Raw genomic sequence first — 13,740 nt, 5'->3', positions numbered from 1 at the left:
AGTATTTTCGCCCTGAAACGACCAATCAGCAAATCTAACTGGTGGACACCGATAAGGGGCGGGAGAGGTGCGGTCGAAGCTAACCGAAAATGGACGTTTCTCTCAGGGTAAGTAGGAACGAAGTTAGGTGGCTGGGGAGGAGTCAGCCCCCAACACGCGACGGCTAAATGCCGACCGCATTGGGATATGGGCCAACGCGGATTTGAACCGCGGACCTCCCGGTTATCAGCCGAGCGCTCAACCTAACTGAGCTATTGGCCCAGGTGAGCGCATTCAGTCGTTGGCCGGCGTATCTGTTAAGGCTTTCTCTTCGCCGACCGCGGCGCCCGCGGCCGGTTCTGGCCTCACTCCTCGTCGTCTTTCGTCCGGTACTCGTCGGCGCCGACGTCGTACACGTCGTCGCCGTCCTCGTCGCCGTCCCCGAACGGGTCGTTCGCCGCCCCGTCGAACGGGCCGGCGTTCCCGCCGGCGAACGGGCCGCCGTCGCCGTCCTCCTGGAACGGGCTCCCGCCGGCGTCGCCGTCGTTCGGGAACCCGCTCGTCCAAACGCCGCCGGTGACGAACCCGTTCGTCTGTTCGTCCAGTTTGGGGATCACCACGAACCGCTTCAGCAGCATCCGGATCGGGTAGCGCGTCGGCGGGATGGTGAGCAGGAACCCCAGCGCGTCGGTGACGACGCCGGGCGTGAGGAGGAACGCGCCCGCGGCGATCAACAGCGCCCCGTCCAAGAGTTCGTCCGTCGGCGCCTCCCCGCGGGCGGCTTTCTCCTGGATCCGGGCCAGCGTGTGGCGCCCCTCGGCGCGCACGAGCAGCATCCCGATCAGGCCGGTCAGCACCACCAGCAGCACCGTGGCCTGCCAGCCGAGGTAGTCGGCGACGACGACCAGCAGCAGCGCGTCTGCCAGAGGGATCAGCAGGAGCGCCGGGATCACGTACCGGAGTCGCATCACCCACAGTTCCCGCGGCGGCCGGATAGCCCTTTCGCGTGTTCGCCGGCGCGGCCGGCGCCGCCACACGGCTGCCGGTCGTCACGTGGCCGCGCACGAACCGCCACCGGTAAACCCTCGCCGCTCGGAGTGCTCACATGGCCGACGCCGTCGACGACGAACTCTACAGGCGGGCCAAGCGCCTGCTCGAACCGGGTGAGATCGAACTGGAAGGCAGCATCGTCCACACCGACCTCGCGGGCGAGGAGGACCTGGAGATGCACGAACTCACGGTGGCGATCAACGACGTGATCGCCGAGTACGCACAGAAAGGTGAGAGCTACATCTACGCCGGCAACGACAGCGAGGAGTTCGCCTCCAACCAGTTCCAGGGCAAGACCGTCGCGGACGACGAGTTCGTCTGGGAGTGCCAGCAGCTCCTCCGCGAGGGCACGTTCGATCTGGTGTTCTACTACGAGGTCGGCGTCGATCAGTCGGGCCTCGCCGACGAACTCGAAGCGCTCGATCACGTCGCACAGGTCACGACCGTCCCCTGAGCCGAACCCGTTCGGCTCACCCCTTCGCCGTATCCGGAACCTTTTACCCAGTACCACGGTTATCACCGCTGAGAGAGACCCGTGACCGGAGTGATCACTGGCGTGAGCGTCTCCCACACGCTCGCGACCGTCGAGGAGGTGGAGTCGGCTGCGCCGGCGGACCCCAGCGCGGCCGCCCAGCGACTCGCAGCCCGCCCCGGCGTCGACGAGAGCGTCGTCCTCGCGACCTGTAACCGCGCGGAGGCGTACGTCGTGACCGACGACGACGCCGACGGCCGGGACGCGCTGGCCGACTTCGCCCCCGAGGTCCGCGAGGGCGCGGTCACGCAGTACGACCACGAGGGAGCGATCCGTCACCTGATGCGGGTCGCGAGCGGCCTGGAGTCGCTGGTGCTCGGCGAGGACCAGATCATCGGGCAGGTGAAAGACGTGATGGAGCGCGCCCGCGAGGACGGCACGCTCGGCCCCGTCCTCGAGGAGGCGCTGCTGAAGGCGGTCCACGTCGGCGAGCGGGCCCGCACCGAGACGGCGATCAACGAGGGCACCGTCTCGATGGGGTCGGCCGCGGTCGAACTCGCCGCCCGCGAGGCGGAACTCGAGGACGCGACCGCGCTCGTGCTCGGCGCCGGCGAGATGGGGACGCTCGCGGCCCGCGCGTTCGACGGCGCGGGCGTCGACCGCCTCGTCGTCGCCAACCGCACGGTCACGAACGCCGAACACGTCGCCCAGGACGTGGGCGTCGACGCGGATGCGGTCGGCCTCGCCGCCGCGCCCGCGGCCGCACAGGACGCGACCGTCGTCGTCGCCGCGACCGGTGCCCCCGACCCGGTGCTCGACGCCGGCGACCTCGACGGCGCCGACGCGGTCTGTGTCGACATCGCCCGGCCGCGGGACATCGACCCCGCGGCCGACGAGCTCGACGGCGTCGTCGTCCACGACATCGACGACCTGGAGCGCGTCACGGAACGTGCCCACGAACAGCGTCGCACGGCCGCCCGGCAGGTCGAGGCGATGATCGAGGAGGAGCACGACCGCCTGCTCTCCTCGCTCAAGCGCGCCCGCGCCGACGAGGCGATCCGCGGGATGTACGAGGGCGCCGAGCGCATGAAGGGCCGCGAACTCGACCGCGCGCTCACCAAACTCGAGGCCCAGGGCGACCTGAACGAGGACCAGCGCGAGACCGTCGAGGCGCTGGCGGACTCGCTGGTCTCCCAGCTGCTCGCGCCGCCGACCGAGAGCCTCCGCGAGGCCGCCGGCGAGGACGACTGGAACACGATCCGGACCGCCATGGAGCTGTTCGACCCCACCGTCGACGTCGTCGACGCCGAGGGCGCCGCCGACGCGGCCGATGAGGCGGCGGGCGAGTAGTCGCCGGGCGAACCTTTTCCTCCCTCCCACCCGACTACCCGGGTATGGCCGACCCACTCGACGACGACGAGATCGAGCGCAAACTCCCCGAGGACTGGCGGTTCGACGGCGACGAGATCATCCGGACCTACGAGTTCGACAGCTACGGCAGCGCCGTCCGGTTCGTGAACGACGTGGCCGACCTCGCCGAGGCGGAGGCCCACCACCCCGAGATCACGCTGCGCTACGACGAGGTGGAGGTGCGCTTCACCACCCACGAGGTCGGCAACGTCACCGAGAAGGACCTCCGGCTGGCGGACTACACCGACGGCGAGTACTGATGGCTCCCCTCCCGCGTCCCCGGCGATGAAGGCCGCCTACACCTTCGAGGCGGCGTTCCGCGTCCCGAGCGACGGTGCCGCGCTTGATCCGAACCGCTTCGAGACGACGCTGCGGCTGTTCGCGCCCGTGCCGGGCGTCGAACCCGGCCCCGAGCGGATCGACTGGCTGTTCTTCCGCGACCGGCTCTGGCACGGCGATATCGGCGACGAGGCGCCGCTGCGGGAGGCCGCGAGCGACTGGCTCGGCGTCGAGGTGGTCTCGCTGTCGTTCTCCGAACTCCGGGCCGACGACGAGTACCTCGAGGCGCTCCGAACCGAGATCGGGACGGACCTCTCGCGGTTCAACGCCGCGAGCGTCGACGAGGTGGTCCACCAGTACCTCGGCTCGTCGGTGCACGTGGTGGAGACCGAGGCTGTCTGACCGCCGAGAACCGACGCGGTCGATTCTCGTGCTCACGACGCGTGGGCCCGCGGCAGAAAAGCACTTACCCCCGTACCCGCTAGCTGTCGCCCCATGTACGACTTCTGGCTCCTCGACCTCGACGGCACGGTCGTCGACGTGGAGCCCCGCTACCGCCACCGGGTGTTCGAGGCGGTCGGCGACCGGCTGGGCCGGGAGTTCACCCACGAGGAGGTGGAGACCCTCTGGCACGGCCTCGGCGGCCCCCGCAGCGAGAAACTGCAGGCGATGGGGCTCGACCCGGGGACGTTCTGGCCCGCCCTCCACGAGGCCGAGGACCCCGCGGCCCGCGCCGAGGCGACCTTCGTCCACGACGACGCCGCCGCCCTGCTCGACGAACTCGATCGCGCGGGCCGCCCGGTCGGCGTCGTCACCCACTGCGCGCCCTTCCTCGCGAACCACGTCGTCGACCACCTCGACCTGCGCTCGCGGTTCGACGCGTTCGTCACCTGCTCGGACGACCTGGGTTGGAAGCCCGACCCCGAGCCGGTCCACCACACGATGGATCGACTCGGCGTCGATCCCGCCGGCGACGGCGTGTTGGCCGGCGACGGCTCCAGCGACGTGGGCGCGGCCTGGAACGCCGGCCTCGACGCGGTCCACGTCGAGCGCCACGGGCCGGAGCGCCGCGGCCAGTGCGTCCTCGCGGACCACCGCGTCGAGCGGTTCACCGACCTCGACGACCGCGTTCTCCGGAACTAATCCCCTATCGCCTCGCGGGCGACCGGACCGATCCGATCCAGAAACAGGTCGTGCTGGGCCGGCGCGGGGTGGAGGTCGTCGCCGGCGATCAGGTCGGGGCGATCCACCACCGCCCTCGACGGCGGCACCACGTCGACGAGCCGCGTCCCCCGCGCTCCCGCTTCCTTCCGGACGATCTCGTTGTACCGTTCCAGTCGCTCGGCGTGCTCGTCGGGGTCGTTCTCCCGTCCGACGGGGGTGAGCGTGTAGTCCGGGACGGTGAGCACGACCACGGAGTCGGGGTCCGCGGCGAAGCCGAGCGCGCGATCCAGCATCGCGCGGAACTTCGGCGCGAACTCGGCGGGTGGCTCGCCCTGGAAGCAGTTGTTCGCGCCGATCAGGAGGGTCACGAGGTCGAACGGGCCCGCCACTCCCGCGTCGCCGTCGACGGCCGACCGCGTGCCGGCGACTGCTGTGTCGATACCCTCGTCCAAGTCGTCGGTCGTCCAGCCGTTCTCGGCGATCACGACCGGGTCGGCGACCGGTTCGCCCTCGTCGCGCAGTCGATCCGCGAGCTTCGACACCCAGCGCTCGTCCGCGTCGACCCCCGTGCCGATCGTGTAGGAGTCGCCGAGCGCGAGGATCCGGCGCCGGGCCATCACTCCGCGGCGGTGAACCCCGGCAGTTCGGCCAGCACCTCGTCGACGCCGGAGAGGGCGGCTTTCAGGTCCTCGACGCCCTGTTTCCCGACGCGTGCGGGATTGGCCCGAACCCGGACGGTCTGCGTGTCGACCGGGACGAACCCGAGTCCCAACTTCTCGGCGGTCGCGCGCAGGCCGAGGCCGGTGTCGGCCTCGGCGTCGCCCGCGAGGACGCGCCGCGTGGGACTCTCGTGGGCCTTGAGCGTGAACTCGTAGCCGTCGATGGCGGCCTGCAGGTCCGCGGCGTCGGCGTCACGCGCCGCGGCGAGGCGTTCCAGTTCGGCGTCGGCGCTGGCCCTGAGACCGGTCGCCGTATCGAGGTTGACGAACCGCAGGTCGCCGTCGACCAGCGTGCCGAACCCGTCGATCCCCGCGGGGTTGCCCTCGGGCACGATCAGCCCCCACTCGCGCTCCCACGCCCCGAGTTCGACCGCCTCGACCTCCCGGCGGACCGGGCCGGCGACGACGGCGGCGTCCGGAAGGCCGTCACGCAGGCGTCGCAGCCCCTCCCGGGAGCCGACGGGGAGGAACCGGCTCGACCCGAGCCGATCCAGCAGGCGGGAGAACGCCGGATCGTCCTCGCCGAACGCGAGGACTGCCGGCGTCCGGACGCTCGGCGAGAACAGCGTCACGCGGACGTGTTCGCCCTCCGCGAGGTACTCGGTGTCGGCGTCGACCTCGACGACGCCGTCGGCCTCGACGAGGCTGGTGGTCGCGCCCGAGCCCTTGTCGACCGGGTAGACGAGCGTCTCGCCGGCCTCGTTCTCGACGAGCCCGACCGGCATCAGCCGGGTGCGGCCCTCGCTGTAGCGCTCCTCGGTCGCGAGCGTCCCCTCGACGGTCGCCGTTCTGGGTTCCGGCACCCCCGCAGCCCGGCGGATCGCCGGCGCGACGAAGGTGCGGAAGATCGTGAGTGCCGAAACCGGATAGCCCGGCAGGCCCACGTAGGCGCTGTCCTCGAGGCGGCCGACGAGCATCGGTTTCCCCGGCTTCACGGAGACGCCGTGGAGCAGGAGTTCGCCGCGGTCCTCGATGACCTGGTACACCACGTCGACCGCGGAGGCGGAGGTCGATCCCGAGGAGAGCACCAGATCGCACTCCTCGGCGGCGGTCGTCAGTGCCTCCTCCATCGCCGCCATGTCGTCGCCGGCGTGGGGGTAGAGCTCCGCCTCCCCCCCCACTTCCTCGACGCCGGACGCGATGGTGTAGCTGTTCACGTCGTAGATCTGGCCGGCGTCGCTGTTCAGGTCCCCGCCGGGTCGGACCAGTTCGTCGCCGGTCGAGACGATCCCGACCGTCGGCTGGCCCCGGACTTCGACCTCGGCGCGCCCGAGCGCCGAGAGCAGGCCGATCTCGCGCGGCGTGAGTTCGGTGCCGGGGCCCAGCGCGCGCTGGCCGGCGGCGATGTCGGCGCCGGCGGGCATCACGTGGTCCCCGGGCGCGACCGAGGTCCGGATCTCGATGGCCTCGTCCTCGCCGGCGGCCTCGTCGGTCCGCTCGACCATCACGACCGCGTCGGCGCCGTCGGGCATCACCGCGCCCGTCGAGATCTCGGCGCACTCGCCCTCGGCGACGAACACGTCCGGCTCGCTGCCGGCGTGGACCGCGCCCGCGAGATCGAGCACCGCGGGGTCGGCCTCGTCGGCACCGAAGGTGTCGCTCGCCCGGACCGCGTAGCCGTCCATCGACGCCCGGTCGAATCCCGGCACGTCGAGGTCGGCGTCGACGCGCTCGGCGAGGATCCGGCCGCGGGCCTCCTCCAGCGGGACGGTCTCGGGGTCGGCTGCCAGGTCCAGCGACGCGATGGCCTCGTGGGCCTGCGCCGGCTCGGTGAGGTCGCGGAACTCCTTGCGGTCGCTCATCGGCTCGCCTCCCAGTTCTGGACCGCGACGGTCTCGCCCGCGTCGATCCCCTCCGCGGCCTCGTCGACGACGACCCAGCCGTCCGCGAGCGCGACGCTCGACAGCACGCCCGAGCCCGAAACCCGGGTCGGAACCGCCGCCGGCAGGGGGTCGTCCTCCCGTGCTTCGAGTGTCACGCGGGCGAACGTCCGGACGCCGGGTTCGCTGGCGATCTTCCGCTCCAGTTTCGCCTCGGTGGTCGGATGGGGCGGTAGCGGCGCGTCCATCGCGCGCTTCACCGCCGGGCGGAGGAACTGCACGGCGTTGACGATCGTCGCGACGGGGTAGCCGGGCAGCATCAGCACGGGCGTCCCCTCACAGACCGCGAACCCGAACGGGTGGCCGGGCTTGAGCGCGACGCCGTGGACGACGATCTCGCCGAGGTCCTCGAGCACCTCGGGCAGCAGGTCGCGCTGCCCCACCGACGACCCGCCGGAGGTGACGACGAGGTCGCCGTCGAGCCCCGAGCGGATCGCCGCCTTCAGCGCGCCCTCGTCGTCCTCGACCGGGTCGAGTTCGGTCGGCTCGCCGCCCCAGCGATCGACGAACCGCGCGACGGTGAGGCCGTTGGTCTCGATGGTCTCGCCGGGGCCGGGGTTCTCCTGGACCAGTTCGTCGCCGGTCGGGATCACCGTCACGTCGGGCTTCTCGAAGACCGGAACCTCGGTGAAGCCGACCGACTTCAGCAGGCCGAGGTCGGAGGGGCGCAGCACGGCGCCGGGATCGTAGAGGTGCTGGCCTTCCGTCACGTCCTCGCCCGCGGGGGCGACGTTCTCGCCCTCGGCGACGGCGTCGAAGACCTCGACCTCGTCGGCGATCGGTTCGGCCTGTTCGATCTTCACCACGGCGTCGGCGCCCTCCGGGAGCGCGCTCCCGGTGTGGACCCGGAGCGCCTGGTTCGGGCCGACGGTGCCCTCGGTCGGGTCATCGTCGACGACCCGCAGGACTTCCGGCGAGCGGTCGGAGGCGCCGAAGCTGTCGCCCGCCCGGACCGCGAAGCCGTCCATCGCCGCCTCCGGGGCCGACGGCACGTTCGCGGGCGCCTCGAGCGTCGTCGCCAGCGTGCGCCCGTCCGCCTCCTGGAGCGGCAGATGTTCGACGCGGCCGTGGGGATCGACGGCGTCGTGCAGCGCCGCCAGTGCGTCGTCGACCCGAGTTCGTTGCTTGAAGCCGGACTGCTTCCGGTCGGTGCTCATTAGCGGGGGGTAGCGCCCCCGTGGTGAAAAAGGAGGCTACACACTCACGGGTCGGCTACCCGGACAGCGTCATCGCGATGCTGTACATCCGTCCCTCGTCGCTGTGCCCGGTCGCCTTCGCCAGCCGTTCGGCCTCGGTGACCAGCGGCTTTCCGAGCGCGTCCGGCAGCGACGCCGCGTGCCCGCGAACTTCCGCGGTGTGGGCCGTGAGGTGACTCTCGGTCCACGGCACCGGCTCCAGGATCGACCGCGTGCGGTCGTGGTCCCAGCCGTGCCCGCCGAACAGGCGTCGCAAGCCGTCGGCGGGGTAGAACGTCAGCGCCGGTCGTGCGCCCGCCAACTCGGCGGCGGCGTTCTCGACGCCGAACAGCTGCCGCACGGGCGACTCGGGCGGCATCGGGTCGTAGTCGTCGACGACCAGCGTCGCGCCCGGCGCGGCGACGCGGGTGAGTTCGGCGGCGATCGGCGCCGCGACGTCGTTCGGGAGCACGTTGAACAGCGCGTGGGCGGTGACCGCGTCGATCGCGTCGTCCGGCAGCGGGATCTCGCGCAGGTCGGCCTCGATCAGTTCCACGCGGTCGTCGTCCGGGAAGCGCTCGCGGACGCCCTCGGCGTGGTCCGCGCGGTCGGTGATCGCGTAGACGAACTCGACGCCAGCGTCGAGGAGGCCGGCGGTGGCGTTCCCCACGCCGGCGCCGGCCTCGAGGCAGGTCGTGCCCGCCACGTCGCGGTCGGCGAGGGCGGTGGCGACCGAATCGGGGACGTTCATGCGCGGTGCTCGGGACGGCGGTCCAAAGCGCTGGCGGGAGAGCGTGACTCCCTCCCACGGCGTCGACCGCGAACGGCAACGATTTTGCCCCTCTGCCCGCGAGAGTGGCTATGTTACTCACCGTCTCCGGCCCGCCGGGCAGCGGGAAGAGCACGAACGCCGAACTGCTCGCGGAGCGTTTCGACCTCGAACACATCAGCGGCGGCGACATCTTCCGCGAACTCGCCGACGAGCGGGGCTACACCCCCGTCGAGTTCAACGAACTCGCCGAGGAGGAGGACCAGATCGACCGCGACCTCGACCGGCGCCTGCGCACGATCGCCGCCACCCGGGAGGACGTGCTGCTCGAGTCCCGACTCGCCGGCTGGCTCGCGGCCGAGCACGCGGATCTGCGGTTCTGGCTCGACGCCCCGCTCGACGTGCGCGCCGAGCGCATCGCCGACCGCGAGGACAAGACCGTCGCGGAGGCCCGTGCGGTCACGGAGCGCCGCGAGCAGAGCGAGGCCAAGCGCTACGCCGACCTCTACGACATCGACATCCACGACCTGAGCATCTACGACGCCGCGATCAACACCGGACGGTGGGGGGAGGCCGTGGTACCGGACATGCTCACCGCCGCCGTCGAGCGCTACGACCCCGCAGAGGACGAAGGCAAGTACCCCGTCGAGGGTGTCCGCTACGACTTCTGACCGTGACCGACCCACTCCGCGATCCGCCGGGCGAGCGCACCGTCGAGGCGCTCCTCTCCTTCGGCGTCGTCAACCTCGACAAGCCCGCCGGCCCCTCGGCCCACCAGGTGGCGGCGTGGGTCCGGGACCTCGCGGGCGTCGACCGCGCCGCGCACGCGGGCACGCTCGACCCGAAAGTCACGGGCTGTCTGCCGACGATGCTCGGCGACGCGACCCGGCTCGCGCCCGTCTTCCTCGAAGGGGCGAAGGAGTACGTCGCCGTCCTCGAACTCCACGGGTTCCCGCCGACGGACGCCGAAGCCACGCTGGCGGAGTTCGAGACCGAGATCTACCAGAAGCCGCCCCGGAAGAGCGCCGTCGCCCGGCGCCTGCGCTCCCGGGAGATTTACGACCTCGACCTGCTGGAACTCGACGAGCGGCAGGCGCTCCTGCGGATCCGTTGTGAGAGCGGCACGTACATCCGGAAGCTCTGTCACGACATCGGGCTGGCGCTCGGGACCGGCGGGCACATGGGCGCCCTCCGCCGCGTCGCGACCGACCCGTTCGACGACACCGACCTCGTGACCCTGCAGGATCTCGCGGACGGGATCGCGTGGGCGCGCGAGGACGATCACGAGGCGTTCCTCCGCGAGGTGGTCTCGCCCGCCGAGCGCGCCATGGCGCACCTGCCCGCGGTCACGATCGCCCGCAGCGCCGCCCGGGAGGTGGCCGAGGGCGCACCCGTCTACGCGCCGGGGATCGTCGAGGTCGACTGGCGAAGCCAGTCTGCCAATCGGACGCAGTCCGATGATGTCGACGACGCCACAGCGGGCCTCGATCCCGGCGACGACGACCTGCTCGCGTGCTACACGCCCGACGGCAGCGCGGTCTGTCTCGGGAAACTGGTCGGCGACCCGGCGGCCGAGTCGGGCGAGGCCGTGTCGCTGGAGCGCGTGCTCGTCTGACTCCCGGCAACCCCCGCCCGGGCCGTAGCTTCTTCCCCCACCCCGACACAGCCTGGGGTATGGATATCGGCACCGCGAACGCGGCCCCCGGCGAACTGGCACGCGGCCACCTCGAACTCACCGACCTCCCGACCGGGACCCCCGAGAAGCTCCCCGTCGTCGTCGCCAACGGAGAGGAAGACGGCCCGACGCTGTGGATCACCGGCGGCGTCCACGGCGACGAGGCGACCGGCGTCGCGGTCACGCAGGACGTGCTGCGCGCGGACCTACCCGGGCGGATCGCCGGCGCCGTCGTCGCCGTCCCGGTCGTCAACCCCGCCGGCCTGCGCCGGAACGCGCGGCAGTCCTACTACGGCGACGACGACCCGAACCGGAAGTTCCCCGACCCCGAGAGCGAGTCGTCCCGGCCCGCCGAGGTCCAGGAGCGCATCGACGAGCGCCTCTACGACGCCATCGTCGACTCGGCCGACGCGCTGATCGACAACCACACCGCGGGCGTGAACTCCTTCCCGTTCGTGATCCGGGACCGCGTGCTCTACGGCGAGCGCCGGACCGAGGACGAGGCCGAGGAGCTCGCCGAGCGACTGGAGGCGCTGATCGAGGCGACCGGCCTCCCGCTGCTGACGGAGTACCCCGCCGAGGAGTACATCGAGCAGTCGCTCCAGCGCTCGACCGCCGGCGCGGTCTGCAACGCGGCGGGGATCCCGGCGTTCACGACCGAACTCGGCGGCCACAGCGTCGTCACCGAAGCCACTCGGGAGGCGGGCGTCGCGGCGGCCTACGGCGTGATGGACGAGATGGGGATGCTCGATGCGTGGCCCGCGACCGTCGCGGAGCCCGGGAGCTTCGACGCGCCGGTCGACTTCCCCGTCCGGCGGTTCCGCGGGCCGCGAACCGAGACGGCGGGGCTCGTGCGCCACCGCGTCGAAGCCGGCGACGTGGTCGAGGACGGCGAGGTCGTCGCCGACATCGTGAGTTCGACGGGCGAGCAGTTGGACACGGTCGAGAGCGACCACGACGGCTACGTCATCGGGCGGAAGGAGGGGCTGGCAGCGTACGAGGGCGACGCGGTGCTCAGTATGGCGGCCCGCGACGAGGGTCCCCTGGTCGCACCGCGGGACGCCGAGGAGTAGTCCGTCGGCGCGCTCGGTCGGTGTTTGTTCGATCCGTGGTCCCGGGACGGCGGGGTGACGAAACGAAGTGCTTAACTGCCGGACAGCGTTTGTTCAAGGTACGGGACCGTAGGGTAGTGGTATCCTCTGCCGATGGGGTCGGTAGGACCTGAGTTCGAATCTCGGCGGTCCCATCATCTTCGATGTGGGAGCAAGAGAATCAGCCGTGCGGATTCTCCGCGGTCCCATACTCCGTTTTCCTGCACTCGGACAGCCTCTGTCGTCGGTCCTGCGAGGAACTGGTACCCCGTTCCGTGGCAGCGTCGGCGTCCCGTCGACATCGGCGCCCCCGAGGTCGTCGACGCCGCACGCGGCTCGCGTGCGCCGCCGCGGTCAGGAACTTCCGCTCGTCGTGGACGGACAGCTCGTTGGCGCCGTGTGACCAGGGGAGCTGTTGGTCTCACGGGGCAGCGTGGGCTCGGACCGCGGGTCGGGATGTTCGCGATCGGTGCCCCGATCGATACCGCCATCGCCGACGGAGTTTTAGCACCGGGGGTGCGATGATTCAGTGGCCCCAGTAATGGGGTATTTCCTACGACTCGGTGCAGGGGTCGGCGGTGATCCCTGCCGTCGACCCCCGGACACTTGTCGACAATCTAACTGTTTTCGCGTGTGATAATTAGGGCCTACTTCTTTTACCCTCTGCCTAAGTTTGACTGATTAGACGCGGCCGGGCAGGCTCACTCGCGTGTGGTAATGTGTGCCTTCCACCGGGTCGTAGGAAAACAATGAAAGCGAAACTCAAAGCAGTACTCGACGACGATCGTGGCGTATCACCTGTGATAGGTGTTATTCTGATGGTTGCAATCACCGTGATTCTTGCAGCCGTCATCGGGACGTTCGTGCTTGGACTGGGCGACAGTCTCGAGCAGGCACCGCAGGCTCAGCTAGATGCCAGTTCAAGCAGTGGGAGCACAGATATCAGCATTAATCACAACGGCGGAGATACGCTCACTCAAAGCGATATTACGATTCGAGTTGCGAAAAGTGACGGGACTAACGTGACAACCCTATCCATTAGTGGCTGGTCCAGCAACGACGAACTGAGCGTTGGCGGTACGCTTACGATTAGCGATGGTGGTCTCGATGATGGGAGCAGTGATGACTTGGCTGACGGCGGAAACCCGCACACAGTAACTGTGGTGCACGATCCATCTCAGTCAATCCTCCTCGAAACTGAGGTTGACGTCTAAATATTGGTGAATGATGAACATTAAATATTTCCTAACATCCGACGATAATCGCGGCGTAAGCCCGGTCATCGGAGTGATACTGATGGTTGCAATAACCGTCATTCTAGCGGCTGTGATCGGGACCTTCGTACTCGGATTGGGCGACAGCTTGAGTCAGGCTCCACAAGCGCAGCTTGACGCCGAATTAACCGACAGTGACGGCGACGGCAATGACGAAATCGTGCTCAACCATAATGGCGGGGACTCTCTCAGTTGGGGCGAAATTCGCGTTGAATCAAGCGCTGGTACAACATCAGCTCCAACGACTGGTGACTTCACTGTCGGTAATTCTGAGGTGATAGTCGCCAGCGATCAATCTCCGTCAGGAGGAGCCACAGTTACGATCGTTCACGAACCGAGTGAATCCATCCTCCTTGAGACAGAGGTATAAAAAAATGAAGGACGATAAGCGGGCCGTCAGTCCGGTCATCGGAGTGATACTGATGGTTGCAATAACCGTCATTCTGGCGGCTGTCATCGGTGGGTTCGTCCTCGGTCTTGGGGACAGCCTCAACCAGGCACCACAGGCCCAGATCAGCATCGACGCCGCGTCGACAGGGAATGCGGGAGACGTCGAAGTCTCGCACAACGGCGGCGACGCCATCGCTGCTGAAGACCTCCGTATCGCAGGAGACTACAGCGGTGACTTCGAGGCAGAAACGAGCATCACTGACGAATTCAACGTCGGTGAGTCTGCGATAATCAGCACTGGTGCCAGCGGTGAGACTACGATCCGGCTCATTCACGAGCCATCCGATTCGATCATCGCTGAAGCCACAGTCGATCTATAGCCACCGCGGGTCGCAGTCCCGCGATTTCTACCC

The 13,740-nt window shown here is 69.4% G+C and carries 16 protein-coding genes and 2 tRNA genes; 12 read left to right on the top strand and 6 right to left on the bottom strand.

The features are described 5' to 3' along the window. Positions 1-187 precede the first annotated feature (187 nt). Positions 188-261, bottom strand: a tRNA-Ile gene (locus tag BMZ83_RS10010). 83 nt (positions 262-344) lie between these two features. Then, a complete protein-coding gene (locus BMZ83_RS10005) occupies positions 345-947 on the bottom strand; it encodes an FxsA family protein (RefSeq protein ID WP_074878208.1) in 603 nt (200 codons plus the stop codon). Between the two features lie 137 nt (positions 948-1,084). Here BMZ83_RS10005 and BMZ83_RS10000 point away from each other — a divergent pair, with 137 nt between their 5' ends. From BMZ83_RS10000 to BMZ83_RS09980, 5 genes are all read left to right on the top strand, one after another. Further along, entirely contained in the window at positions 1,085-1,483 is a 399-nt protein-coding gene (locus tag BMZ83_RS10000) for a DUF5778 family protein (RefSeq protein WP_074878206.1), read from the top strand. Positions 1,484-1,585: 102 nt separating this feature from the next. Continuing rightward, positions 1,586-2,851 (top strand): glutamyl-tRNA reductase, encoded by a 1,266-nt coding sequence (gene hemA / locus BMZ83_RS09995; RefSeq protein WP_245748692.1) that lies wholly within the window; start codon positions 1,586-1,588, stop codon positions 2,849-2,851. 44 nt (positions 2,852-2,895) lie between these two features. Further along, a complete protein-coding gene (locus BMZ83_RS09990) occupies positions 2,896-3,171 on the top strand; it encodes a 4a-hydroxytetrahydrobiopterin dehydratase (RefSeq protein WP_074878202.1) in 276 nt (91 codons plus the stop codon). A gap of 25 nt (positions 3,172-3,196) precedes the next feature. Beyond that, the gene (lwrS, locus tag BMZ83_RS09985) at positions 3,197-3,592 is read left to right on the top strand and encodes an LWR-salt protein (RefSeq protein WP_074878200.1); all 396 of its coding nucleotides are present in this window, start codon (positions 3,197-3,199) and stop codon (positions 3,590-3,592) included. 93 nt (positions 3,593-3,685) lie between these two features. After that, a complete protein-coding gene (locus BMZ83_RS09980) occupies positions 3,686-4,333 on the top strand; it encodes an HAD family hydrolase (RefSeq protein WP_074878198.1) in 648 nt (215 codons plus the stop codon). On the opposite strand, the gene BMZ83_RS09975 is transcribed toward BMZ83_RS09980, so the two are convergent. From BMZ83_RS09975 to BMZ83_RS09960, 4 genes are read right to left on the bottom strand one after another with little or no spacing between them, the layout of a single operon-like run. Next, the gene (locus BMZ83_RS09975; RefSeq protein ID WP_074878196.1) at positions 4,330-4,971 is read right to left on the bottom strand and encodes an SGNH/GDSL hydrolase family protein; all 642 of its coding nucleotides are present in this window, start codon (positions 4,969-4,971) and stop codon (positions 4,330-4,332) included. The genes BMZ83_RS09980 and BMZ83_RS09975 overlap by 4 nt on opposite strands. After that, positions 4,971-6,875 carry a molybdopterin biosynthesis protein gene (locus BMZ83_RS09970; RefSeq protein WP_074878194.1) on the bottom strand — a complete coding sequence of 635 codons (1,905 nt, stop codon included), beginning with the start codon at positions 6,873-6,875 and terminating at the stop codon, positions 4,971-4,973. Before BMZ83_RS09970 ends, BMZ83_RS09975 begins: the two co-directional genes overlap by 1 nt. After that, the gene (locus tag BMZ83_RS09965; RefSeq protein WP_074878192.1) at positions 6,872-8,110 is read right to left on the bottom strand and encodes a molybdopterin molybdotransferase MoeA; all 1,239 of its coding nucleotides are present in this window, start codon (positions 8,108-8,110) and stop codon (positions 6,872-6,874) included. The genes BMZ83_RS09970 and BMZ83_RS09965 overlap by 4 nt, the downstream gene beginning before the upstream one ends. 55 nt (positions 8,111-8,165) lie before the next feature. Further along, positions 8,166-8,879: a class I SAM-dependent methyltransferase gene (locus BMZ83_RS09960; protein WP_074878190.1), complete on the bottom strand. Its 714-nt coding sequence runs from the start codon at positions 8,877-8,879 to the stop codon at positions 8,166-8,168. 110 nt (positions 8,880-8,989) lie between these two features. Between BMZ83_RS09960 and cmk the strand changes: the two genes are divergently transcribed. The 7 genes from cmk to BMZ83_RS09925 all read left to right on the top strand — a co-directional run bounded on the left by cmk (position 8,990) and on the right by BMZ83_RS09925 (position 13,707). Next, positions 8,990-9,568 carry a (d)CMP kinase gene (gene cmk / locus BMZ83_RS09955; RefSeq protein ID WP_074878187.1) on the top strand — a complete coding sequence of 193 codons (579 nt, stop codon included), beginning with the start codon at positions 8,990-8,992 and terminating at the stop codon, positions 9,566-9,568. Positions 9,569-9,570: 2 nt separating this feature from the next. Further along, a complete protein-coding gene (locus tag BMZ83_RS09950) occupies positions 9,571-10,512 on the top strand; it encodes an RNA-guided pseudouridylation complex pseudouridine synthase subunit Cbf5 (RefSeq protein WP_074878185.1) in 942 nt (313 codons plus the stop codon). Between the two features lie 59 nt (positions 10,513-10,571). Beyond that, the gene (locus BMZ83_RS09945) at positions 10,572-11,645 is read left to right on the top strand and encodes a succinylglutamate desuccinylase/aspartoacylase family protein (RefSeq protein WP_074878183.1); all 1,074 of its coding nucleotides are present in this window, start codon (positions 10,572-10,574) and stop codon (positions 11,643-11,645) included. A 102-nt stretch (positions 11,646-11,747) separates the two neighbouring features. Further along, positions 11,748-11,818 (top strand) — tRNA-Pro (locus BMZ83_RS09940). A gap of 594 nt (positions 11,819-12,412) precedes the next feature. Continuing rightward, positions 12,413-12,877 (top strand): type IV pilin, encoded by a 465-nt coding sequence (locus tag BMZ83_RS09935; RefSeq protein ID WP_074878181.1) that lies wholly within the window; start codon positions 12,413-12,415, stop codon positions 12,875-12,877. Between the two features lie 82 nt (positions 12,878-12,959). Then, positions 12,960-13,307 carry a type IV pilin gene (locus BMZ83_RS09930; protein ID WP_394327197.1) on the top strand — a complete coding sequence of 116 codons (348 nt, stop codon included), beginning with the start codon at positions 12,960-12,962 and terminating at the stop codon, positions 13,305-13,307. A 4-nt stretch (positions 13,308-13,311) separates the two neighbouring features. After that, a complete protein-coding gene (locus BMZ83_RS09925) occupies positions 13,312-13,707 on the top strand; it encodes a type IV pilin (RefSeq protein ID WP_074878179.1) in 396 nt (131 codons plus the stop codon). The last annotated feature ends 33 nt before the right edge of the window (positions 13,708-13,740 follow it).

It is taken from the genome of Halolamina pelagica (genome assembly GCF_900115675.1).
Lineage (GTDB): Archaea > Halobacteriota > Halobacteria > Halobacteriales > Haloferacaceae > Halolamina > Halolamina pelagica.
This window is presented reverse-complemented; position numbering and strand designations above follow the sequence as displayed.